The organism is Gardnerella rara (genome assembly GCF_055452355.1).
On sequence record NZ_JBVBJP010000001.1, the window covers coordinates 87,915 to 111,325 of the forward strand.

General features: G+C 41.1%; 15 protein-coding genes, 2 tRNA genes and 1 riboswitch. Of the genes, 14 read left to right on the forward strand and 3 right to left on the reverse strand.

Annotated features, from left to right (window positions below; genetic code table 11):
• Positions 1–25: 25 nt before the first annotated feature.
• Entirely contained in the window at positions 26–1,315 is a 1,290-nt protein-coding gene (locus tag ACZ0NX_RS00375) for a uracil-xanthine permease family protein (RefSeq protein WP_060786535.1), read from the forward strand.
• Between the two features lie 142 nt (positions 1,316–1,457).
• The gene (locus ACZ0NX_RS00380) at positions 1,458–5,021 is read left to right on the forward strand and encodes a UPF0182 family membrane protein (RefSeq protein ID WP_464404891.1); all 3,564 of its coding nucleotides are present in this window, start codon (positions 1,458–1,460) and stop codon (positions 5,019–5,021) included.
• 109 nt (positions 5,022–5,130) lie between these two features.
• On the opposite strand, the gene ACZ0NX_RS00385 is transcribed toward ACZ0NX_RS00380, so the two are convergent.
• Positions 5,131–5,922 carry an ABC transporter permease gene (locus ACZ0NX_RS00385; RefSeq protein ID WP_060786537.1) on the reverse strand — a complete coding sequence of 264 codons (792 nt, stop codon included), beginning with the start codon at positions 5,920–5,922 and terminating at the stop codon, positions 5,131–5,133.
• 386 nt (positions 5,923–6,308) lie between these two features.
• Here ACZ0NX_RS00385 and ACZ0NX_RS00390 point away from each other — a divergent pair, with 386 nt between their 5' ends.
• The 11 genes from ACZ0NX_RS00390 to ACZ0NX_RS00440 all read left to right on the forward strand — a co-directional run bounded on the left by ACZ0NX_RS00390 (position 6,309) and on the right by ACZ0NX_RS00440 (position 20,957).
• Positions 6,309–7,349, forward strand: coding sequence for an ABC transporter substrate-binding protein (locus ACZ0NX_RS00390; RefSeq protein WP_415688743.1), 1,041 nt, complete (start codon positions 6,309–6,311; stop codon positions 7,347–7,349).
• A 127-nt stretch (positions 7,350–7,476) separates the two neighbouring features.
• Complete coding sequence (pth, locus tag ACZ0NX_RS00395) at positions 7,477–8,076, forward strand: aminoacyl-tRNA hydrolase (RefSeq protein WP_060786538.1); 600 nt, start codon at positions 7,477–7,479, stop codon at positions 8,074–8,076.
• Positions 8,066–11,701 carry a transcription-repair coupling factor gene (gene mfd / locus ACZ0NX_RS00400; RefSeq protein WP_464404893.1) on the forward strand — a complete coding sequence of 1,212 codons (3,636 nt, stop codon included), beginning with the start codon at positions 8,066–8,068 and terminating at the stop codon, positions 11,699–11,701. Before pth ends, mfd begins: the two co-directional genes overlap by 11 nt.
• A gap of 170 nt (positions 11,702–11,871) precedes the next feature.
• A complete protein-coding gene (gene eno / locus ACZ0NX_RS00405) occupies positions 11,872–13,167 on the forward strand; it encodes a phosphopyruvate hydratase (RefSeq protein WP_004111823.1) in 1,296 nt (431 codons plus the stop codon).
• Between the two features lie 214 nt (positions 13,168–13,381).
• Complete coding sequence (locus tag ACZ0NX_RS00410) at positions 13,382–14,296, forward strand: L-lactate dehydrogenase (RefSeq protein WP_060786540.1); 915 nt, start codon at positions 13,382–13,384, stop codon at positions 14,294–14,296.
• A 119-nt stretch (positions 14,297–14,415) separates the two neighbouring features.
• Complete coding sequence (locus ACZ0NX_RS00415; protein ID WP_060786541.1) at positions 14,416–15,009, forward strand: FtsB family cell division protein; 594 nt, start codon at positions 14,416–14,418, stop codon at positions 15,007–15,009.
• Between the two features lie 79 nt (positions 15,010–15,088).
• Positions 15,089–16,720: a DUF501 domain-containing protein gene (locus ACZ0NX_RS00420; protein ID WP_060786542.1), complete on the forward strand. Its 1,632-nt coding sequence runs from the start codon at positions 15,089–15,091 to the stop codon at positions 16,718–16,720.
• 41 nt (positions 16,721–16,761) lie between these two features.
• A tRNA-Leu gene (locus ACZ0NX_RS00425) sits at positions 16,762–16,845 on the forward strand.
• 209 nt (positions 16,846–17,054) lie between these two features.
• Positions 17,055–18,224, forward strand: a complete 1,170-nt coding sequence (locus ACZ0NX_RS00430) for a branched-chain amino acid aminotransferase (protein WP_060786543.1) — start codon at positions 17,055–17,057, stop codon at positions 18,222–18,224.
• A gap of 214 nt (positions 18,225–18,438) precedes the next feature.
• Positions 18,439–19,194 (forward strand): trimeric intracellular cation channel family protein, encoded by a 756-nt coding sequence (locus ACZ0NX_RS00435; RefSeq protein ID WP_464404895.1) that lies wholly within the window; start codon positions 18,439–18,441, stop codon positions 19,192–19,194.
• Positions 19,195–19,265: 71 nt separating this feature from the next.
• Positions 19,266–19,457: riboswitch (Lysine riboswitch) on the forward strand.
• A 51-nt stretch (positions 19,458–19,508) separates the two neighbouring features.
• On the forward strand, positions 19,509–20,957 hold the full coding sequence (locus tag ACZ0NX_RS00440; protein ID WP_415688740.1) for an amino acid permease: 1,449 nt from the start codon (positions 19,509–19,511) through the stop codon (positions 20,955–20,957).
• Positions 20,958–21,020: 63 nt separating this feature from the next.
• Here ACZ0NX_RS00440 and ACZ0NX_RS00445 read toward each other — a convergent pair whose 3' ends face one another.
• The gene (locus tag ACZ0NX_RS00445) at positions 21,021–22,058 is read right to left on the reverse strand and encodes a hypothetical protein (RefSeq protein WP_464404897.1); all 1,038 of its coding nucleotides are present in this window, start codon (positions 22,056–22,058) and stop codon (positions 21,021–21,023) included.
• 179 nt (positions 22,059–22,237) lie between these two features.
• A tRNA-Asn gene (locus tag ACZ0NX_RS00450) sits at positions 22,238–22,310 on the reverse strand.
• A 296-nt stretch (positions 22,311–22,606) separates the two neighbouring features.
• Between ACZ0NX_RS00450 and ACZ0NX_RS00455 the strand changes: the two genes are divergently transcribed.
• A complete protein-coding gene (locus tag ACZ0NX_RS00455; protein ID WP_060786629.1) occupies positions 22,607–23,359 on the forward strand; it encodes a M23 family metallopeptidase in 753 nt (250 codons plus the stop codon).
• Positions 23,360–23,411 lie beyond the last annotated feature (52 nt).

Sequence of the window (23,411 nt, forward strand, 5' to 3'; positions counted from 1 at the left end):
ACTTGTTTTACACAAGGAGAAAACAATGAAATCGTTGTTTACATGGCAGCTTCATGGCGATGGAAAAACTTTGAAGCCTGGGGAAGTAGTAGAGCCAGACGAGCGTTTAACCTGGACTCGTACTGCTGGTATTGGTGCTCAGCATGTTATTGCTATGTTTGGCGCAACATTCTTAGTGCCGATTCTTACAGGATTTGATCCGTCGACCACTTTAATGTTCACGGCTCTTTCCACAGCATTGTTCTTACTGATTAACGCAAATAAGCTTCCTAGTTATTTAGGAAGCTCTTTTGGTCTTATAGCACCTGTTATGGCTGTAACCGCTGCGCATAAGGGCATTGCTGTAGCAAGCTTTGGCATTATGTGCACAGGTATTCTTCTTGCGCTAATTGGTGTGCTTGTGCATTTTGCTGGAGCAAAGTGGATTGACGTTATTATGCCTCCTGTTGTTAACGGTGCAATCGTTGCAATCATTGGCTTTAACTTGGGTCCAGCTGTTTGGGGCAACTTCCAAAAGGCTCCAGATACCGCTTTGGTTACTTTGATTGCGGTTATGCTTATTGCAGTAGTCTTCCGTGGTCTTCTTGGAAGATTGAACATTTTGCTTGGCGTTCTTGTTGGCTACGCTTATGCATGCTTCCAGGGTCAAGTTGACTTTAGCAAGATTGAGCAGGCAGCTTGGATTGGTTTCCCTAAGTTCCACACTCCGCAAGTTGACTTCTCTGTTTTGCTTATGTTCTTGCCAGTGGTTCTTGTTCTTATTGCAGAAAACGTTGGTCACGTTAAGTCTGTAGCTCAGATGACTGGCCGCGACTACGATTCCAAGATTGGTACGGCTTTGTTTGCAGACGGCTTGGGCACTGCAATCGCTGGCTGCTTTGGTGGTTGCGGTACTACAACCTATGGCGAAAACATTGGCGTTATGGCTGCAACAAAAGTGTATTCTACCGCTGCCTACTGGTGCGCTGCATTCTTTGCATTCGTATTAAGCCTTTGCCCAAAGTTTGGTGCAATTGTAAACTCCATTCCAGCAGGCGTTTTGGGCGGTGTAACCACTTTGCTTTACGGCATGATTGGCATGATTGGCGTGCGCATTTGGGTAGAAAACAAGGTGAACTTCGATAAGCCAGTTAACATTATGATTGCTGCAATCGTTATGATTATTGGTATTGCTAACTTCCAGTTTGCTGTTTCTGGAATTCAGTTTAATGGTATTGCAATCGGCACTGTTGTTGTGTTGGTTGTTTACCACGTAATGAAGGCAATCGGAAAGCTTACTGGAACAATCGCTAAAGACGATCCAGATGTTGCTTAGCTTAAATGCTTTAATCTGATTTAATCTAATCAAATTAGGCGCGTTCGCTACTTTTGCGAGCGCGCTTTTTTGTAATTATTTTTGATTACACAGCAAACACAACAAGTAGATTGGGAATAATTAGTATAGTATTATTAACCTTATGTTGAAAGTCATTATAGAAATACTCATTGGCGTTGCATGGGCTGCTTTTGGCGCTTATATGGCTAAAAAACCTAAAAACACTAAAGTGCATAAGCGTTCCGATTATTCAAGCGATGGAAAGAAAAAGAGCAATCAAAATAATGATTTTGCCGATACTTCTGCAGATGATTCTATTGACCAAGATGTAGTTGTAGAAAGCATTGATGAAGATAATAGCAATGCAAATGTTGTTGCTAAAGATGAGTCTAAAGATGAGTCTAATAGTGAAAACAAAGATAAGACTTCTTCAAAGTTTGCAAAAAAAATAAAAGATTTGGCAGACTATTATAGTGACGATGATGACCTTGGTGACCTCTTTAGCGATATATTAGAAGCTAAGAAAAAACTAGAAAACAAAGACGATTTGCCAAAAAATAGCGATACTAGCAAAGATAGTGAAAGCGATACTAGCAATATCAGTAATAACGCTAAAGGCAATAAAAGCGATAGAAAAAACTCAAATAGTAAGGAGAATAATCACTATATGAGAATAGATTTTGATGTAAATAAATTTGTTGGAAAATCAAGAAAATGGCGTTGGGTTTTTGCTGCAATCGTAGTAGCAATAGCTTTTGTATGCGCAATTGTTTTTGGCCTTGCAAAGTTTATAACCGATTGCATGTGGTATGCGCAACTTGGATTCGAAAGCGTAATCTGGATCCAACTAGCCGCTAAAATCGGCGTTTGGGCTTTGTATGCTCTGCTTATGGCTGCGTTTGGCTATTTATCTGCATTTATTGCGATTAAAAAACGCCCTGGAAGCGAAGACGGTGTGTATGTTAAAGAAAGCGGTAATGTTTTAAACACTAAAAAGGGAATAAGCTCTAAGCTTGCAATGCATGTTGCGGGAGTTGTGTCTTTGATTGTAGGCGCTGTGTTTGGAATGCAATTCTACAGTCATTGGGTGCAGATTCTTCTTATGTTTAATTACCAGCCATTTGGTATTAAAGATCCTCAATTTGGATTTGATAACGGCTTCTATGTGTTTGTGTTGCCAGGATTAAGACTTTTTATTAGAGCGTTTATTGTTCTTCTTGCTGTTTCTTTACTGTTTAGCGTTATAACAAATGTTTTGATGGGAGCTGTAAGAATTACTCTACCTATAGGCGGCAAGGGCATTTTTAGCATAACAAAAAGTGCAAGGCGCCAAATTTCCGCATGGTTTATGCTCGTTATTATTTTCTGGTCTATTTTGCAAATCTTAGATGTGTTTGCGGTTGTAAACCTAGATGGAAGTAGGATTACAGGCGGATTGTACACAGATATGAATGCAGGTGTTCCTTCTAGCATTGCAATGGCAGTAATCACACTTGTAGTTGGTGTAGTTATAACAGCGTGGTTGCTAAAATCTCATGCTCTTAATGGAAGTGTAAAAATTGGCACACGATTTGCTGTAGCTGTTAAAGCTTGGCGCACGCCTGTTATAGCTGTTGCATCTCTTGTTGTATGCGCAATGGTGTTGTCTTTTGCTTGGCCTGCTCTTTTGCAACGTTTTAAGGTAGCGCCGAATGCACAAGAATTAGAAGCCACTTATATTCAACGAAATATTGATGCAACTAAGTTTGCGTATGGATTAAATAATGTTAAAAAAGAATCGTATAACGCTACTTCTAAAGGAAAGTCGGGCGCGCTTGCAAAAGAAGCGGAGTCTACTGCACAAATCAGGCTTTTAGACCCTCAAGTTACTTCTCCAACTTTCCGACAATTGCAGCAATCTAAGCAATACTACACTTTTGCAGATACGCTTTCTGTAGATAAGTACGATATTGACGGCGTGAGCCAAGACACGGTTATTGCTGCAAGAGAGCTTGATTTAGCTGGAAACGATAATCGAAACTGGGTTAACGACCACACTGTTTACACGCACGGATATGGCATTGTTGCGGCCTATGGCAATAAGGTTACTGCAGACGGCCAGCCGCAATTTATGGAGTATGGAATTCCAACTCAAGGAAAGCTTACAAAGTTAAAGAAGTATGAGCCGCGCATCTACTTCTCTCCAAACGCTCCAAAGTATTCGATTGTTGGGTCTAAAGAAGGCACTGCTCCTTGGGAGTTTGATTATCCAACTGGCTCAAATGGTGCTTTAACAACGTTTAAGGGAAATGGCGGACCAAGCGTTGGCAACTTCTTCTCTAAGTTGCTACATGCTATTCGTTTTGAATCCGATCAAATCTTATTCTCGGATAGAGTTACCGCAAATTCCCAGATTTTGTATGATCGCGACCCTAAGACTCGCGTTTCTAAAGTGGCTCCATATTTGACTTTAGACGGGCGCGTTTACCCAGCAGTTGTGGACGGACGAGTTAAGTGGATTGTTGACGGATACACAACGTCCGACTCCTACCCGTATTCGCAAATGACTGATTTTGGAAAAGTAACTCAGGATTCTACAACAACAACATCTCATTCGATTAAGGGTTTGACTAATCAGCGTGCAAATTACATTCGTAATTCCGTTAAAGCAACGGTTGATGCTTATGACGGCTCTGTTGATTTGTATGTGTGGGATAAAAAGGACCCTGTGATTAAAGCTTGGAGATCAATATTCCCAGGGCACTATCACGATATTTCTAAGATTTCTGGTGATTTGATGAGTCATATTAGATACCCAGAAAGCTTGTTTAAGGTACAAAGGCATTTGCTTGCAAAGTACCATGTTGATAGTGCAAGTCAGTTCTTCTCGGGAGAAGACTTCTGGCAGACTCCAGTAGATCCTACAGAATCTCAAAGTCTTCAGCGAGAAGACATTTTGCAACCTCCATATTATTTGACTTTGCAAACCCGAGGGGCAAATAAGCCAGTGTTCTCGCTTGTTTCTACATACATTCCTGCTGGAAAGATTACTCGAGAAATCCTAACTGGATTCTTGTCGGTAGATTCCGATGCTGGAAATGTTGCTGGAAAAGTCAGTGAGAATTACGGCAAGCTAATTCTTCAAGAATTGCCTAAGGTCTCCAATGTTCCAGGCCCTGGCCAGGCTCAAAACAACTTTAACGCTAATGCAAATGTTTCTAAAGAGTTGAATTTGCTTGAATCTGGTTCAACTAAGGTTAAGCGAGGAAACTTGCTTACATTGCCACTTGGCGGTGGATTAGTTTACGTAGAGCCAGTTTACGTTCAGTCTAGCGGATCTACGAGCTACCCATTACTTAAGAAGGTGCTTGTTGCTTTTGGAGATCAAGTTGGATTTGCAGACACTTTGGATGAAGCATTAAACCAAGTGTTTGGAGGAAACTCTGGCGCAAATGCTGGCGACGCTTCCAATAATTCTGGCGCAAACAGTATTGCTTCTAATCCTAAGCAAAAAGATTCGAGTAAGACTAGCGAAAATGGCAATAAAAATGCTAATGCTAAATCTGATTTTAGTGCAAAAGCAAAAATGGCTCTTAAGCGAGCAGCTCAAGCACTAAAAGATTCGGATGCTGCAATGAAATCTGGAGATTGGCAAGCGTATGGCAAAGCTCAAAAAGAGCTAAGCGATGCGATTAGTGATGCTATTAAAGAAGACTCTGGAAAGTAAAAGCAAAAGTCAAAGAAGCGCCTAAAGGCAGCTTTGGATTAATAAACATAATGCCGAGCATAGTTTAGATTATGTTCGGCATTATGTTATGTGTTGGCTTTATGCGTTTTTACATTTGATTATCTGGGTCTTCGTCGTCTTCTACAGGGCCTAGCAATAATCGCTCGCTTATATTAACTACGCCCATCAATATTGCTGTAAACGCAATAATTACGAATGTTGCAGAAAAAATAAGCGGAGTGCGGAAAGAATTATATGCAGCTTGCAGCCAAATACCTAATCCTTGACGTGATCCAAGATACTCTGCAGTAGTAGCTGCGCCAAAAACGTAGGCTGTGCTAATGCGAATTCCACCAAAAATTTGTCGAGCTGCAATCCTTAATTTTACGTGCCAAAGCGTCCAAACTCGTCCCGCTCCGCATGTGAGAGCTACATCGCTATAAAAACTTGGAACTGCATCAAGACCTCTAATTGTTTGAACAGCAATAGGGAACATGCTAAAAATAGCTACGATAACAATTTTTCCAGACATTTCGAAACCGAACCATATAAGAAATAGCGGGGCAATCGAAATAAGTGGTAACGTTTGTGCAGCACAAAGAAGGGGGAACAAAGCTGCGTGAACCAGCTTGCATACGTGAAAAAGTACGCCCAGTAAAATGCCGCTCACAATGGCAAGACTAAAACCAATAACTGTTTCTTCAATAGTTGCAAGGGTTGCAGGCCATAATTGTGGCCATACATCATAAGTTGCTTTAGCAATATCTGTAGGAGTTGGAATAGAATTTTCTGGAATTTTATAGAATTCGCAAGAAAGCTGCCAAAAAATTAGTAATGTAATAGTAGAAATTATTGTTGGCAGATAATTGTGCAGTAGTGTTTTCCAACGCGCACGCGTCATGGAATATCGTTCCTTTCAGTATACAAGCCATAATGCTTGTTGTATCTGCTTGACTGCTGCCCCAATCAAACAATGTAAAATTTTACAAACTTTCTTGTATGAAAATATCACATAGCTAGTATGTAGTTAGCAAGCGTGTATTTTATGCGTATTTGTCTTTCGATTAGTGCATAATTTAGTCGTTTCGTGAGTCAATGTGTGGCAAACCAAAAGTTCTAATTTTTGGGGGCATTGAACGGCGCGGGCTAGGCCCTTGATACCGTTTTCTGCCAAGTTCGTGTTACATTCCCAGAAAGCGGTTATTTATTAAGAAAGCTAGGGAACTTATGATATGCGAATTATGGCGTAATGTGCGAGCTTTTCGTTTGAAATTTAATAAAAATATTATGCGTGCAATAGCAGTTTTTATAAGCTCATGCTGCATTCTGTCTTTGTGCGCGTGTGGGTCAAACAATAGTAAGCAGAATAGTAAATCTGGTCTTCAAAACGTTTCGTTTATGCTTTCGTGGATACCGGATACTAATCATATTGGCATATACGTGGCAAAGCATATGGGATGGTTTAAGCAAGCTGGTTTACACGTGAATATTTTGGCTGTGTCTCAAACTGGTGCAGAGCATGCTGTTGACTCTGGTGCTGCGGATTTTGCTTTAAGTAATATTACTAGTCTTGCAGATTTCAGTACAAAAGGCACTAAATTGAAGGAAGTTTTGCAAGTTCAGCAAAAGCCTAGCGCAATTTGGTGCTCTCTTTATAAAAATACTAAAATTCATTCGCCTAAAGACTTTGATGGTAAAACTTTTGCAACCTTTGGATCTGCAGAAGGTGATGCTGTGATTCGTAGAATGATTCAGCACGATGGTGGCAAAGGTAAGTTCGATAAGGTTACTGTTGGTACTTCTACGTTCCGTACGCTTGAATCCGGAAAAGCTGATTTTGGTGGTTTTTATGGCACTTGGGAAGGTGTGCAGGCGGAAATGTATGGTCCAAAGTTGCGTTGCTTTAAGACAGCAGATTATGGAGTTCCTGGTCAGCCAGATACGATTGGTGTTATTACTAACGCAAACACAGTTAAGCGCAATCCGAAGCTTGTTCGCGCTTTTGTTAAAGCCGTTAAGCGCGGTTATGAATACGCTTACAATCATCCAGATGAAGCTGCAAACATTTTAGTAAAAGAAGCTCCTGAAGCTAATCTTGATGTGAAATTCGTTAAGCGAAGCATGAAGATGATTGTTGACGGGCAATATTGGGGTAATCGTGCAGACATAAAAAGCGGCAAGTTTGTGTTCGGCACAAGTGATGTTAAGGGCGCTCAAGAATACTTCGACTTCCTAAGTAAGGAAGGTGCGTATACGGATTCTAAAGGCAAAGTAACATATAAAACTCCTCAAGCAAAAGAATTAACTACGGACGAATTTTTGAAGTAGTTTACGCAATGACTTGAGTCTTGCTAAAATAAAGTACAGTATATGAGGGCGTATCGGGTAGTTGTATAATCCAACTTCAATCGGTACGCCCGTTTTGTTGTTGAGTTTATAAGATTGGGTGTGAATTATGGCTTCGGATTTTTGGCTTATTGCTGGCCTTGGCAATCCTGGATCTAAGTACGAAGGTACTCGTCATAACATGGGTTTTATGGTTGCGGATTGTCTTGCTGAGCGTTGGTCGGTACAGTTTTCGGATCATAAAGGCCTATCTAAACTTGGCAAGGGTGTTATGAATTTAGACGGTAAGTCGGCAAAGTTTTTCCTTGCAAAACCACTTACTTTTATGAACGATTCTGGAGCTGCAGTATCTTCTATAAGTGCGTATTATCAGATTGAGCCAGATCATATTGTTGTTATTCACGACGATATGGACTTGGATTTTGGACGCATTAAAGTAAAAGCTGGAGGTTCTGCTGGAGGCCATAACGGTATTCGCTCCATTGATCGCAGCCTTGGAACTCCTAATTATGCGCGAGTAAGAATGGGTGTTGGTCATGCTCAGCGTGGTGCTCATTCTCACGATAATACTGTTAATTGGGTTTTGGGCGGATTTGCTGGTGCACAAAAATCTGATCTTCCTAACTTTTTGGCAGATGGCGCAGATGCAGTAGAAAGTGTGATTTTCCGCGGTCTTAGTGCCACTCAGGAGCATTTTAATGGCAGATAAAGCTGATTCTGTTACGCAAAAGTCGCCAGTTTTAAAAGATTCATTAGAACAAAGTTCTTGCTCGCCTAAGTTGTGTCTTGAAAATATAGTTCAAGATATTTGTAACAAAAACGATTCGTTTAAGTCTTTAGCTTTGTTCGAAGAAGATTTTTCTAATCCTCTTAACGTATACTGCCCCAATGGTGCTAGGGCGGCCGTTGCTGCACAAATGGCGGTTAAAAATACAGTTGTTTTAATAGTTCCGTCTAGTAGAGATGCTTTAGAATCACTTGAATCCATACGAGATTTTTACAATGGGAATCCTCAAGATATTGCTCAGCTAGAGGCTTGGGAAACTCTTCCGCATGAGCGTCTTTCTCCTAGAGCAGATACTGTAGCAAGTAGAATGGCGGTTTTTAGGCGATTAAAGCATGCGCAAAGTAGTAAAAATGGCAAAGATGGCGAAGATAACATGTTTGGTCCAATTCGCGTTCTTGTTATGCCTGTTCGTTCCATTATTCAGCCAGTTGTTAAAGATCTTTGTAATGTGGAGCCACTTGTTTTTGAATGTGGTAAAGAAATTCCTATTGATGTTGCTATAAAGCGTCTTGTAGAAAATTCTTATAATCGCGTAGAACTTGTTATGAACCGCGCGGAGTTTGCAGTTAGGGGCGGAATCATAGACGTTTTTCCTCCAACAATGGATCACCCTGTGCGTATTGAGTTCTTTGGAGATGAGATTGATACAATTAAGCAATTCCACGCTTTAGACCAGCGCACGTACGGAAAGAACATTAGTAGAGTATGGGCTACAGCTTGCCGAGAATTGCAGCTTACGGAGGGTATTCAAAAGAGAGCAAAGTCTTTGATTGGTAAAATTCCAAATGCGCAAGACATGCTGGAATCAATCGCAAATGCAATACCTGTAGAGGGTATGGAATCTTTGCTTCCTGCGTTGGTTGACAATATGGAGCCAGTGGAAAATCTTATTGAGAAAAACGCAATAATTTTGGTTTCGGATTTAGAAAAATGCAGACGAGCAGCTAACGATTTAGTTAAAACGGCAAATGAGTTTTTGGCTGCAAGCTGGCATGTTGCTGCATCGGGCAAAGGCGCAGGCGCTCCAATAACCTTTGATAAGGCGAGTTTTCTTGATTTTGACAGTGTTTTAGAAAATCTTGAAAACAACAATCATCAGGTAATTAACTTAAACAGTTTTGCGGCAGATAAGTCGTTAGAAACCGTTGAGGCTAAGGGAGAAATCGAAAGTAAATTCGTAAAAAATAGTTATTTAGACTTGGGTATTAAATCTCCTCAAGAATTTAGAGGAGACAACGAAAAGATTTCTGGCGGAATATCAAGTCTTATTTCTAAAGGATACAAGGTATACATTAGTGCGGCCGCTAGTGGAACATTAGCAAGATTAGTGCGAGCTGTACATGCAACTGGAATATTTGATTTTTCGCAGATTAGTTCGCGTATAGTTGATGGTTTTATAGATACGCAAAGTAAAATTGCAATTCTTAGCGAAAGAGATTTAACGGGAAAGTCTTCTTCTGCAAATGGGATTAAAACGCCAAAGCGCAGAAAAAAAGAGATTGATCTTCTAGACCTTAAGCCAGGAGATTTTGTTGTTCACGAACAGCATGGAATCGGTAAATTTATAGGCATGAGGCAGCGAATTGTAAAAACTTCAAATGGGGAAGCTACTCGCGAATATTTGGAAATTGAGTATGCTCCTAGTAAACGCAATGCTCCTGCAGATAAGCTTTTTATTCCAACAGATCAGCTTGACTTAGTTAGCAAGTATATTGGCGCAGAAATTCCAAAGCTAAATAAGCTTGGAGGCGCGGACTGGGCTGCTACAAAAGAAAAAGCGCGAAAAGCTGTTCAAGAAGTTGCGCAAGACTTGATTAAACTTTATTCTGCAAGGGCGTCTAGCAGTGGATTTGCTTTTAGTGCAGACACTCCATGGCAAAAAGATCTTGAAGACGATTTTCCATACCAAGAAACTCCAGATCAGCTTACGACTATTGACGAAGTTAAACAAGATATGCAAAAGCCAATACCAATGGATAGGCTGATTTGCGGAGACGTTGGTTTTGGTAAAACCGAGATTGCTGTGCGCGCTGCTTTTAAGGCTGTTCAAGACGGCAAGCAGGTGGTTGTTTTAGCGCCAACCACTCTTTTAGTTCAGCAGCATTACGAGACTTTTACTAATCGTTTTTCTGGCTTCCCTGTAACGGTTGCTGCAATGAGCCGATTCCAAAGCACAAAAGAAATTAACGAGGCTATGCAAGGCCTTGAATCGGGCAAAGTTGATGTTGTTATTGGCACACATAAGCTTTTAAATCCAAACATAAAATTCAAGGATTTGGGTTTGGTAATTATAGACGAAGAGCAGCGTTTTGGCGTTGAGCATAAGGAGACTTTAAAGGCTTTGCGCACAAATGTAGATGTTCTTAGTCTTTCGGCAACGCCAATTCCTAGAACGCTAGAAATGGCTGTTACGGGTATTCGCGAAATGTCAACTCTTGCTACGCCTCCAGAAGACCGTTTGCCAGTCTTAACTTATGTTGGAGCTTACGAAGATGCTCAAGTGGCGGCTTGTATTAAGCGCGAGCTGCTTAGAGGCGGCCAAGTGTTTTATGTGCATAATCGAGTGGAGGATATTAGCAAAGTTGCGTCTAATATTCAAAAACTTGTGCCAGAGGCTAGAGTTGCGATTGCGCACGGAAAAATGGGCGAAAAGCAGCTCGACACTATTATTCGCGATTTTTGGCACAGAGATATTGACGTTCTTGTTTGCACTACGATTATTGAAACGGGATTAGATATTTCTAACGCCAATACGCTTATTGTTGACCGTGCAGATAGGTTTGGTTTAAGTCAGCTTCACCAATTGCGCGGGCGAGTTGGCAGAGGTCGCGAGCGTGCATATGCATATTTTTTGTACGATTCAACTAAGCCAATGACTCAGCAGGCGCACGATAGACTTGCAACAATTGCACAATATACAGCTCTTGGATCTGGATTCGATGTTGCTATGAAAGATTTGGAGCTTAGAGGCACTGGAAACTTACTTGGCAATGCTCAAAGTGGCCATATTGAAGGCGTTGGATTTGATCTTTATGTTCGCATGGTTTGTGAAGCTGTTGAAAAATACAAAGAGCCAGAGCATAAGGAAACTGTTTCTACGTCTATTGACTTGCCTATAGAAGCTTCGATTCCAATAAACTATATTGATTCCGACAAATTGCGATTAGAAGCTTATAGAAAGATTGCACAGGCTCAAAATGACGATGATTTGAAGGATATTTTTGACGAGCTAAACGATAGATATGGAAATCCGCCTAAATCTTTGCAAACACTGTTTGATGTTGCTCGACTTAGATTTAAAGCCAGCAAAATGGGAATTAGTCAAATAAGTTTGCAAGGAAAATCCGTACGAGTTATAGGTTTTGACCCTGCGCAATCTGTTTGGATGCGTTTGAGTAGGATTTATAAAGGCGCTCAGTTTAAGCCTGTTACGCATACAATGATTTTTCCTTCTCCTTTTGCGTCTGTTTTAGGAGATTCTTCTTCTGCCAAAGAACAAGATGTTATTGAGTTTACTAAGCAGCTTTTAGAAGATATTGATTGGTAAAATCTTTGTTTGTGCTAGTTTAAGAATTGCATATAAGTGTAAAATGCGGTGCAAATATAAGTGTAAATATTGGCTTTAAAGCTGGGCGACTTACTATGTTAAATAACGTCCATAAAACGCATTAATCTTAAATATGTTACACAACCAACAGATATAAATAAGGAGTAGTTGTGGCAGCTATTGAAAGCGTATACGCACGCGAAATTTTGGATTCTCGTGGAAATCCTACTGTTCAGGTTTATTTGGAGACCGAAGATGGCGCTCAGGGCATTGGTTTAGTGCCTTCTGGTGCTTCAACTGGTGAGGCAGAAGCTTGGGAGCGTCGCGATGGCGACAAGTCCCGCTACCAGGGCAAGGGTACTTTGGAAGCAGTTAAGGCTGTTAACGAAGTAATCGCGCCAAAGGTTATTGGCATGGATGCCAGCGATCAGCGTGCTCTTGATGAAACAATGATTGAGCTTGACGGCACTCCAAACAAGGGCAAGCTTGGCGCAAATGCTATTCTTGGTGTTTCCCTTGCTGCTCTTTATGCAGCTGCCGAGTCTGCTGAGCTTCCTTTGTACCGCTACATTGGCGGCACCAATGGCCACATTCTTCCAGTTCCAAACATGAACATTATGAACGGTGGTGCTCACGCTGATTTTGCAACCGATATTCAGGAATACATGATTTCTCCATACGGTTTTGCAACCTATAGCGATGCTTTGCGCGCCGGTGTTGAGGTTTATCACACCTTAAAGAACGTTTTGAAGAAGGAAGGCTTGGCTACTGGTCTTGGCGACGAAGGTGGCTTCGCTCCAAAGATGAAGTCCAATGAGGATTCCTTAAAGTACATTATGGATGCAATCGAAGCAGCAGGCTACGAGCCAGGCAAGCAGATTGGTATTTCCCTCGACGTTGCTTCCTCCGAGTTCTACAACAAGGAAACTGGCAAGTATCGTTTCGATGGCGAAGAGCGCGAATCTGCTTACATGCTTGATTACTACGAGAAGCTCATCAACGAATACCCAATCGTTTCCATCGAAGATCCATTCCAGGAAGAAGGCTGGGATGATTGGGCAGCAATCACCAAGCGTCTTGGTGATCGTTTGCAGTTTGTTGGCGATGATTTGCTTGTTACAAATCCAAAGCGTTTGGCTAAGGGCATTGAGCTTGGAGCAGCTAACTCCTTGCTTGTAAAGTTGAACCAGATTGGTTCCGTTACCGAGACCCTCGACGCTATTGAACTTGCAACCAAGAATGGCTTCACTTCTATGGTTTCCCACCGTTCTGGCGAGACTCCAGATACCACCATTTCTGATCTTGCTGTTGCTAAGAACACTGGCCAGATTAAGACTGGTGCTCCTGCTCGTGGTGAGCGTATTGCTAAGTACAACCGCTTGCTTGAGATTGAAGAAGAGCTTGGCTCTACTGCTCAGTACGCTGGTTACAGCGCATTCAAGGCGTGCAAGAAGTATATGAAGTAACTATACTGAGGCTTTTATAGATTCTATGTGAGTTTATTTAAGCTTTAAATCTTAGCCTATATTCGGCCAGTCGCATTTGATTGCGATTGGCCGTTTTTCGTATATTTTTGCGATTTTTTTAAAAAAATATATAAATTTTTCTAAAATTACTTTTATTCTCATCAAAATAGTGCTATTTTTTATGGAAAACTAAAAACGGAAGGAGATGTTTCATATGAGAAAAGTCGCAGTTATAGGCATGGGAAACGTTGGTGCAGCAGTAGCGCATCAACTTGTTGTTGGTGGTCATGCAGACGATTTGTATCTTTATGATACAAACGAGGCAAAGGTGAATGCTGACGCATTGGATTTTGAAGATTCAATGGATAATGTGCCATTTAACGTTAATATTACGGTTAATGATTATGAAGCATTAAAAGACGTAGATGTAATCGTAAGTGCTTTAGGAAATATCAAGCTTTTGGATGTTCCTAATCCTGATCGTTTTGCAGAGCTTAATAATAATCGCGTTCAAGTTAAAGAAGTTGGTGCCAAGATTAAGGCTTCTGGATTCCATGGTGTTTTGATTGACGTCACTAATCCTTGCGACGCTATTTGCCAGCTTTACAAAGAGTCAACTGGTCTTGATTACAAGCAGGTTATTGGAACTGGCACATTGCTTGATTCTGCGCGTTTGCATCGAGCTGTTGGCAAGTTCTTTGGCGTGCATCCAAAGGCTGTTAAGGGCTATAGCTTGGGAGAGCATGGTGATTCTCAGTTTGTTGCCTGGTCTACTGTTAAAGTCTTTGAGCAGCCTATAACAGAGCTTATTAAAGAAAAGAACATGGATTTAGACGCAATTGACGAGGAAACTCGCGAAGGCGGATTTACAGTGTTCTACGGCAAAAAGTACACAAACTACGGTATTGCTGCTGCTGCAGTTCGCCTGGTAGATGCAGTTCTTTCGGATTCTAAAGAGCAAATGCCTGTTTCTAACTATCGCGAAGAGTACCATTCTTATCTTTCTTACCCAGCAATTGTTGGTAGAGAAGGAATTGTTAAGCAATGCCAGCTTGATTTGACGCAAGAGGAGTTGCAAAAATTGCAACACTCGGCAGATACTATTTTGAGCAAAGCTCAAATGGATTAGTCTAAAGTATAAAGCTTAATAATAAATTTAAAAGTAATTGCGGTTGGCGGCTTATGCTGCTGGCCGCAATTTTATAAACGCGTGTGCGTCACGTCGAATATTTAAAGTAATTTAGAAGTATGATTTTAAGAAATCGCCGCATGACTTCAAATACAGTTGACGAATCAAATCAGTCAAAGAAAAAGAGGCTGTTTTCTGGTTCAGTTGTATTTGTTTCCATGATAGTTGTTGTATTTCTTTGCTGTATTGGTCTTATATCTACAATTCGTAATTATGCTTTAAGTTTGGCAGAATTGCATGCTTTACAAAGAGATGAAGCTGCTTTAAAAGATAAAAAACAGGCGCTTAATAACGATGTGGAACGCTGGAAAGATAAGGCGTATGTTGCGGCTCAGGCTAGGGAGAGATTGGGATTTATATTTCCAGGAGAGCAGGCCGTTAGAGTAGAACATCCAGAGGCGATTACAGGCTATGTTCCAGAATCGTTTAACAAAGATGATTCTTTGTATGAAGATAGAAAAGCATTGCCGTGGTATAGTGATTTATTCTATGCGCTTCACAAGGCAGATAAGCCAGAAGACATGAGCTTTAAGGCTAAAGAAAATGGCACTAATGGCACTAATGGCACTAGTAATAATGCGAATAGGTCTAATAAATCTAAAACTAATCATGCAAAATCTACAAATAAAAAACCCAATAATAAAAGTAGATAGAATTAAAAGTAGATAGAATTAAAAAAGAATAAAAGTTGTACGTAGAACTTAAGATTATGCAATGCATATGGAGTTGAAAATGGGTTTAAACACAAAGTTGTTGGTGGATCATTTACTAGAAAATCCTGCATCAAAAGCAGATAAAGATATTGTAAAGCGTCAATTGGGAAGATTCCCAAGAGGCATGGTTGCAGTTGGAGCTAGATGTGTTTGTGGCAGGCCTCTTGCTGTTATTACGCGTCCATGCTTAGAAGACGGAACGCCTTTCCCTACAACATGCTATTTAACAAGCCCAGAAGCTGTTAAGGCCGCTTCGCATTTAGAGGCTCAAGGTTTTATGAAGGAATGCAACGATTTGTTAAACAACAACGAGGACGTTGCTAAAAAATATGAGCAGGCTCATAAAACGTATTTGGAATTTCGTAAAGAGTTGGCTAATCGATTAAACGATAGCGAAGAGCATATTAAAAATATGAGCGCGGGAGGAATGCCAGTTCGCGTTAAATGCTTGCATGCTTTGCTGGCTCAAAGTCTTGTAATGGGTAAAGGTGTTAATCCTATTGGAGATATGGTTTTAAACAAAATATCAAGCGAGTTTAGTCCAGATGTTTGTAAGTGCACTACGCCTTGGGGCGATGACGACTATTCGCAAGTTGAAAACGAAAAATATTGCAATCCTGGCCTTAAAAATGACGATTTAAAAGTGCCGTCTGGAAAGTCTGTATGCGTTGCAGCAATTGATTGCGGAACTAATTCAATTCGCTTAAAGATTGCTAAAGTTGATGCAAATGGTATGAAAGATGTTGTTCCTCGAATGCTTAGAGTTGTGCGATTAGGGCAGGGGATTGACGAAACGCATATGTTTGCAAGTGATGCTCTAGAGCGCGTAAAAGACGCTGCTAAAGAGTTTGCTAAAGTTCTTAGTGAGCACAAAGTGGACGCTATTCGTTTTGTTGCAACTTCTGCCACAAGAGATGCCTTAAACAGAGACGTGTTTGAGCAAATGATGTTTGAAGAGCTTGGCGTGCATCCAGAGGTTATTAGTGGAACCGAAGAGGCGGCTTTGAGTTTTTTGGGCGCAACAAGTGTGGTTTCTAGAAAAGATTTGCAAGCTCCGTATCTTGTTATTGATTTAGGCGGAGGCTCTACAGAGCTTGTTCTAGGCGGAGATGGCGTGAATCTTGCTGAAGATAAGGTTGATTCGGCCTATTCTATGAATATTGGTTCTGTGCGCATGACTGAACGTCATTTGCATACGGATCCGCCTACAGAAGAAGAAATATCTTGTGCAGTTAAAGATATTGATAAGAATATAGACGAAGCGTTAAAACATGTTAATGCTGGCAAAGCGCGTACGATTATTGGCGTTTCGGGTACTGTTACAACTATGGCGGCTCTTGCAATTGGCTTAAAGCATTATGATCATAAGGCTGTTGATGGAGTAAAAATTGCTTTGGATCAAGCTTACACGGTTAACGATCGATTCTTGCATATGACGCGAGAGCGTAGACGCACATACGCTACGATTCACCCAGGAAGGGTTGATGTTGTTGGCGGCGGAGCTGTTGTGTTAAGTCGCGTTCTTGAGCGTCTTGCTAAGGCGGCTTATCAAGATCATGGCGGAGTGCTTGAAACTTTTGTTGCGAGTGAGCATGGATTATTAGACGGAATCACTTTAGATTTAGGCCGAAGAACACTCGCCACGCGCTGAGTTGTTTTTATTTGATTTATATGGCATAATTAGTGTCTGTTGCCTCCGTGGCGGAATTGGCATACGCATCAGACTTAAAATCTGACGCCCTTACGGGCTTGTGGGTTCGAGTCCCACCAGAGGCACAAATCTTACGCTGCGAAATTATTTTTTCCATAATTTGTGTTAATTCTTTGTTGCAAATCGTAAATCTTTTGGCTAAATGCTTATTTTTCAACAAAAAATATTTGTATACGGGCTTGCGTTAATTGAGAATCGTACTAATCTATACCATTAATTGCAATAAAAGCAATCAAAAAAAGTACAAGTAATTGCAAATAGGAAAAGAGACATAATGGCCGATTTAGAAGTCGCTCCAGAGTTTAAGGATGCCTACGATTCTTACGATCATAGTGATCCTGCTCTGTTAAACAAATTAGCTGGCAACTTTACCGTTTTGCCTAATGATAATCCAGTTTCTAGCGCTAAGCGAGCTGAGCTTATTGATAAGCCAGCATTTGGCCAAATTTTCTCCGACAATATGGTTCATATGTCTTGGACCAAGGGAGAAGGTTGGTCCGATAGGCGTGTTGAGCCTTACGGCCCGTTAAAAATGGATCCAGGCGCATCTGTTCTTCATTACGCGCAAGAATGCTTTGAAGGTTTAAAGGCATATAAGCGCGCCGATGGTTCTGTTTGGCTTTTCCGCCCAGATATTAACGCTGCACGATTCCAAAATTCTGCTAAGCGCTTGTACTTGCCAGATCTTTCTATTGACGATTTTATTGGTTCTGTTGCTGCTTTAGTTAAGCGCGATAAAGAGTGGGTGCCAAGTAGGCGTGAGTACACTCTTTACATGCGTCCATTTATGTTTGCTTCCGAGCCATTCCTTGGAGTTCGCGAAGCTCACGAGGTTGAATATTGCGTAATTGCTTCTCCTTCTGGCCCATACTTTAAGGGTGGCTTAAAGCCAGTTAGCATTTGGGTGGAAGATCAGTGGTTCCGTACTGGCCCTGGTGGTACTGGTTTTGCTAAGTGTGGCGGAAACTATGCTGCATCTTTGCTTGGCGAATACAAGGGCATTGAGCACGGATGTGAGCAGGTTTGCTTTGTGGATGCTGCAACTAAGACTTATTTGGAAGAGCTTGGCGGCATGAATATGTTTGCTCTGCACAAAGACGGTCATTTGGAAACTCCATCTTTAACTGGCAGCATTCTTCCAGGCGTTACTCGTCGTTCTATTATTCAGCTTGCAAAAGAAAAGGGTCATGATGTTGTTGAAACTATGATTCCGCTTCAAGGCTTGCTTGACGATATTCGCTCTGGCGAGGTTACCGAAGTTCTTGCTTGCGGAACCGCTGCAATCATTACGCCAATTGGCAGATTTAAGTCGGAAGACTTCGATCTTAAGGTTGCAGACGGCGGCGTTGGCTCTCTTACTCAAGAGCTTCGCGATGAGCTTCTTGGAATTCAGCTTGGAGATGTTGAAGACACTCACAACTGGATGTGGAAGGTATGCGACTAGTCGAAAGTGGCTTAAATTAAGCTAACTAAGGTTTAGTTAATTAGCGCGTTACGTTTTGTGTTTAAGTGTGTTTAATCATGCTTAAACATATTGTGTGGCGCGCTAATTGTATGCTTATTAGTTGTATATGGCTATAAACAGTTATAGATTAGACAGTTGTAAATTGCCGCTCAAATGTGTTTAGGCGATTTTGTAGCTTTGGAAAGGAAATATTGTGGAAGGGGCATTAGGAGACAACATTTTCTTCCTTGTTGTTGAATACATAGCTATGGGCTGCTGTGGAATGGTTGGCGGAATGTGGGCTATTCGCAAGAACTACGATATTTTTGCAATAATCACAACGTCTTGGCTTACAGCATTGGGTGGCGGAATTGTTAGAGACGTTTTGCTTGGTGCTTTGCCGCCTGTAGGAATTGCGGATAGGGGATTTGTTTTTACGGGGCTTGCTTCGGGTGTTATTGTTGCTTTTGCTCATCTAGAAATCGATGAGTGGAAGTGGTTTATGCTAACGTTGGACGCTTTGGCGTTGGGACTTTTTGCTGTAAATGGCACTGCCAAAGGTTTGGATTTTCACATGTCTGGAATGACGTCTGTGTTTTTGGGCATGGCTACAGCTCTTGGTGGCGGTTTAATTCGAGATATGGTTTTAAATCAAGTTCCTGTAATTGTTCGAGATAAGCATTGGTATGCGTTTCCTGCGGGCGTTGGGTGTGTTTTAACGGTGTTTGTTGTAAAAGCGCAGCGTGCAGGCTATTTTGACGTTATTACAGAGATGATTCTAGACACGCTTATTGTTGTGCTTGTAGTCACAATGCGATTGATGTCTGTTAAGTTTGATTTAACGCTTTTTGGTGCGGCAAATCGCAAATCACCATTAAAAATAAGTAAATATCGCAGACATAATGCATATAGCCGTAAAATTTCCGATAAATCTATAAAAAATGCAGAAAAAAATAATCAAAATAACTAGAAAATATGGCCTAATCTGAATAAATATCGATTAGTGTTTAGACTTTGTCTTTGCCTATCTTAATAATAAAACACATCGACCAGAGGTCGCGCTCAACAAGAGTAGCAATCATTAGCCAGAAAGAGGCGTTAAGTGATTTGCAAAAGGGGAGAGCGCCGAAGTTTGTAGGTTATTCTTTCTAGCTTACAAGCTGGGACTTGGCTTAATAGGCCAAGGACTGTCGCAGCAATTTTGGCAATTTGCTGCGGAGTGCTATCGACATGCATACTGTTGCTTGTTTGCCTCTGTTTGAATATTGTCAAAAGGAGGAAACAATGAGTAACAACAGTTCATCAACTACTGAATCTCAAACCGTGCATCGCGGTTTAAAAACACGCCACATTTCCATGATTGCTTTGGGTGGAAGCATTGGAACAGGCTTATTTGTAGCTAGCGGCGCAACAATCCACATGGCAGGCCCAGGCGGTGCGCTTTTAGCGTATGCTGCAATCGGCATTATGGTGTATTTTCTTATGACATCTCTAGGCGAGATGGCAACTTATATGCCAATTAGCGGATCTTTTGCATCTTATTCTGGAAAGTTTATTGACCCAGCTTTAGGATTTGCAATGGGTTGGAATTATTGGTTTAACTGGGCAATCACGGTTGCTGTAGATATAAGCACGGCAGCAATTGTTCTGCAATATTGGCTTCCTAAGGTGCCAATCTGGGTATTTTCACTCACGGTTCTTGTTATTATTCTTTTGATTAATATTCTTACTGTTAAGTGCTTTGGAGAAACCGAGTATTGGCTTTCGATTATTAAAGTTGTAACCGTTATTATATTCCTGGCTATTGGTTTGCTTACGATTGTTGGAATTTTAGGCGGAAAAGCACCATTGCTAAGCAACTTTACGCATAAGAATGCTCCATTTGCTGGCGGAATTCCTGCTGTTTTAGGCGCATTTGCTATTGCAGGCTTCTCGTTCCAGGGAACAGAGCTTATTGGCATTACAGCAGGCGAATCTGCAACACCAGATAAGAGCATTCCAAAGGCTGTAAAGCAAGTGTTCTGGCGCATTGTTTTGTTCTACATTCTTGCAATCTTTGTAATCGCATGCATTATTCCATACACAAGCCCAAGCTTGCTTGGATCGGAAGCTAGCGATATTTCTATAAGCCCATTCACTCTTGTGTTCCAGCGCGCAGGACTGGCAGTTGCAGCAACAATTATGAATGCTGTTGTGCTTACATCTGTTATTTCGGCAGCCAACTCTGGAATGTACGCATCTACTAGAATGCTTTACGCTCTTGCAAAAGATAATCACGCTCCAAAGGTGTTTGGAAACGTAGATAGAAGAGGCGTTCCTATGCAATCTTTGGTTGCAACGTTTGTTGTAGCTCTTTTAACATTCTTAATGAGTATTTTTGGAACGCAAATTTACATGTTCTTAGTTGCTGCAAGTGGTTTGACTGGATTTATTGCTTGGGCAGGAATCGCAGCTGCACACTACAGGTTCCGCAAGGCGTATATTGCGCAAGGAAAGTCTTTGGATGATCTTGTTTATAAAGCTAAGTGGTATCCGTTTGGTCCGATTGTGGCTCTTGTGTTGTGCATTTTGGTTATTGTTGGCCAAGATCTTGAATCGTTCCACACACTTAATTGGCAGGCAATTGGCATAACCTATATGTCTGTGCCGCTGTTCATTGTGCTTTATGTGGGATACAAGATTAAGTACCACACCAAGGTTATTCCGTTAGATCAAGTTGATTTAACAAAGTGATTTAGAATATAAAAATGCGCTCAGTGATTTGCTGAGCGCATTTTTTATATTGAATTATCAGAGTTAGTGGGCGTTGCCTTGACCGCCTTGACCGCCTTGACCGCCGTTGCCGCCGTTGCCGCCGTTGCCGCCGTTACCACCGTTACCGTTACCGCCGTTACCGCCGTTACCGTTACCGCCGTTACCGCCGTTACCGCCGTTACCGACGTTGCCTTGACCGCCTGGGTTGCCGTTGCCGCCGTTACCGCCGTTGCCGCCGTTACCGCCGTTGCCTTGGCCGCCGTTGCCTTGGCCGCCTGGGTTGCCGTTTCCACCGTTTTGCTGATTCTGGTTCTTCTTTTTCTCCTCTTCTGCTCTCGCCTTCTCTAGCGCATCCTGAATCATTTTCTTGAGCTTTTTGTTTTGTTCCTCTTCTGCTTTCTTCTTTGCTTCATCGTCTGCTTTCTTCTTAGCAGCAGCGTCCTCTTCTGCTTTCTTCTTAGCAGCAGCGTCCTCTTGAGCCTTCTTCTTTGCTTTTTCTACATCGTCAGGAGGAATGTTAGGAATATTAAGCTTTGGCCTACGGTTTATTCTAGGAGCCTTACGAATAACAGGAGCAGTAATTTTTTGCAGCTGCTTTTGAGCTTCTTCGTCTTTCTTCTTTGCTTCTTGAGAAGCTTCATCGCTTGCAGCTTTGTCTATCATAATAGATGTTATGCTGCGAATGCGTTGAGCGTTATCGGAATACCATTGCGCAGCAGCAATAGCCTGAGCGCTTTGCGAACCTAAAGCTTCTGGAGAATTTGCATTGCAAACAACTGTTTCTGGTATGCGCAGCTTCATAAGCTTGCTCAACAACTTGCCGTTTTCGGAATCTTCTTTAGCAAAAGATACAAGCAGAGAATTTTTAATAAGCTTTTTCCAAGACTGGTTTGCTTTAGTTACTTGTGCAACCTGAACTTCGCACTGCTTGCGAGCCTCTTTTACGCGTGCATTATGCTGAATATTCCAACATACAGCGCCTACGCAAAGAACCAGCGCAAGAACTACAACGCCAGTTATAAGAATTATCATCTTCTTTTTGTTGCCATGGTTAATGGCTTTGGAGATGTTTTCTAACATATTCATCCTCTGTTTTTCAATATTTGCCAAGATTTGCTTTGTGCAAACGACACTTATAGTCTACGCCAAACTAAGTACGTAATGCCTTGGAACTTATAGGTTTTTGAGCGTTTGAGTTAGCTTTAACGCAAAACTTTTGTAAAACAAAAAACCACCAGGATTGCTGGTGGTTTATCTTGCTCCTGCGGCTGGGCTTGAACCAGCGACCATTCGATTAACAGTCGAACGCTCTGCCAACTGAGCTACGCAGGAATATTTTCCATGCTTGGCTTTGTGCCGTGCACAAGACATTTATATTACACGGAATTTGTGGATATGCAAATATGAGTCGATTTGGGCGTGTCGAAAATCGCTAACGCTGAAATATTGGGAAATATTGGGGGAATATCAGGGATTTATAGCCTTTAACCACATTGTTAAAAAAATCTTTACTAAAAAAGAATCGTGTGAAACACTTTTAAAAAAATAATAAATGGAAAGTAAATAAAATCAATAAAACCCTTAAAATACGCCATTTTTATTAGCTATAAACAAAAAGGAGAGTAGTAATGTGGAAAATATTTAACATAAAAGTTATTAATAAAAAACACGCAAAAATCAGAAAACAAATTAAAAAAATAAAAACATATGTTTTTAAGCATAAAATACTTTTTGCGTACTCATTAGCGTTTTTTGCGTTGATTGCGTTTGTTTCAATAATCCAGGTTCTAGAAAATTCAAATGTGACTAAAAAGCTTGAATACGAATATGTTCAATTAAATAAGCCAGATTCTTATAAGCAGCCCGCAAATATATGCACGAATAATAATAAAACGCTTATTTTAGCTGCAAGCAAAATCGAAGAGATAAAAGAGCTAGAGTATTGCAAATCTAGGATGATATATCCAGTAAAAGAAGCGAATATTATTAAAGATTTTGATAAAGATTTTGACGGCCCGACTAAGCCTTGGATTGCTGGACATAGAGGCGTTGATTTACAAGCTTTAGAAGGCACAGAGCTCCGCGCTCCAGCAGATGGGGTAATTGCCTTTGCGGGGCTGGTTGCTGGAAAATCTGTTGTAACAATAAGTCATGGTGTTTTAACATCTACTTTTGAGCCAGCGTATACGGATTTACCTGTTGGGTCAATTGTTAAAAAAGGGCAGAATTTTGCCTATGTAACAGTTGGATCGGATCATTGCGATAATCTTTGCGTTCAATGGGGATTAAAACGAAGAAACAAAACATACGCAAACCCTAGAAAGATGGTTCAAAAGCAAAAAATAGTTTTAAAACCAAAAGAAGATTTAAACGTAAAGTAGTAAAATGCGTATCGTATAGTGTATGTAGATTCTTGAATAAATAATAGAGTCA

Excerpts from the sequence above, each read along its gene's own strand:
- ACZ0NX_RS00375 (WP_060786535.1), top strand. The coding sequence starts at position 26 with ATGAAATCGTTGTTTACATGGCAGCTTCATGGCGATGGAAAAACTTTG.
- ACZ0NX_RS00380 (WP_464404891.1), top strand. The coding sequence starts at position 1,458 with ATGTTGAAAGTCATTATAGAAATACTCATTGGCGTTGCATGGGCTGCT.
- ACZ0NX_RS00385 (WP_060786537.1), bottom strand. The coding sequence starts at position 5,922 with ATGACGCGTGCGCGTTGGAAAACACTACTGCACAATTATCTGCCAACA.
- ACZ0NX_RS00390 (WP_415688743.1), top strand. The coding sequence starts at position 6,309 with ATGCGTGCAATAGCAGTTTTTATAAGCTCATGCTGCATTCTGTCTTTG.
- pth (WP_060786538.1), top strand. The coding sequence starts at position 7,477 with ATGGCTTCGGATTTTTGGCTTATTGCTGGCCTTGGCAATCCTGGATCT.
- mfd (WP_464404893.1), top strand. The coding sequence starts at position 8,066 with ATGGCAGATAAAGCTGATTCTGTTACGCAAAAGTCGCCAGTTTTAAAA.
- ACZ0NX_RS00410 (WP_060786540.1), top strand. The coding sequence starts at position 13,382 with ATGAGAAAAGTCGCAGTTATAGGCATGGGAAACGTTGGTGCAGCAGTA.
- ACZ0NX_RS00415 (WP_060786541.1), top strand. The coding sequence starts at position 14,416 with ATGATTTTAAGAAATCGCCGCATGACTTCAAATACAGTTGACGAATCA.
- ACZ0NX_RS00420 (WP_060786542.1), top strand. The coding sequence starts at position 15,089 with ATGGGTTTAAACACAAAGTTGTTGGTGGATCATTTACTAGAAAATCCT.
- ACZ0NX_RS00430 (WP_060786543.1), top strand. The coding sequence starts at position 17,055 with ATGGCCGATTTAGAAGTCGCTCCAGAGTTTAAGGATGCCTACGATTCT.
- ACZ0NX_RS00440 (WP_415688740.1), top strand. The coding sequence starts at position 19,509 with ATGAGTAACAACAGTTCATCAACTACTGAATCTCAAACCGTGCATCGC.
- ACZ0NX_RS00445 (WP_464404897.1), bottom strand. The coding sequence starts at position 22,058 with ATGTTAGAAAACATCTCCAAAGCCATTAACCATGGCAACAAAAAGAAG.
- ACZ0NX_RS00455 (WP_060786629.1), top strand. The coding sequence starts at position 22,607 with ATGTGGAAAATATTTAACATAAAAGTTATTAATAAAAAACACGCAAAA.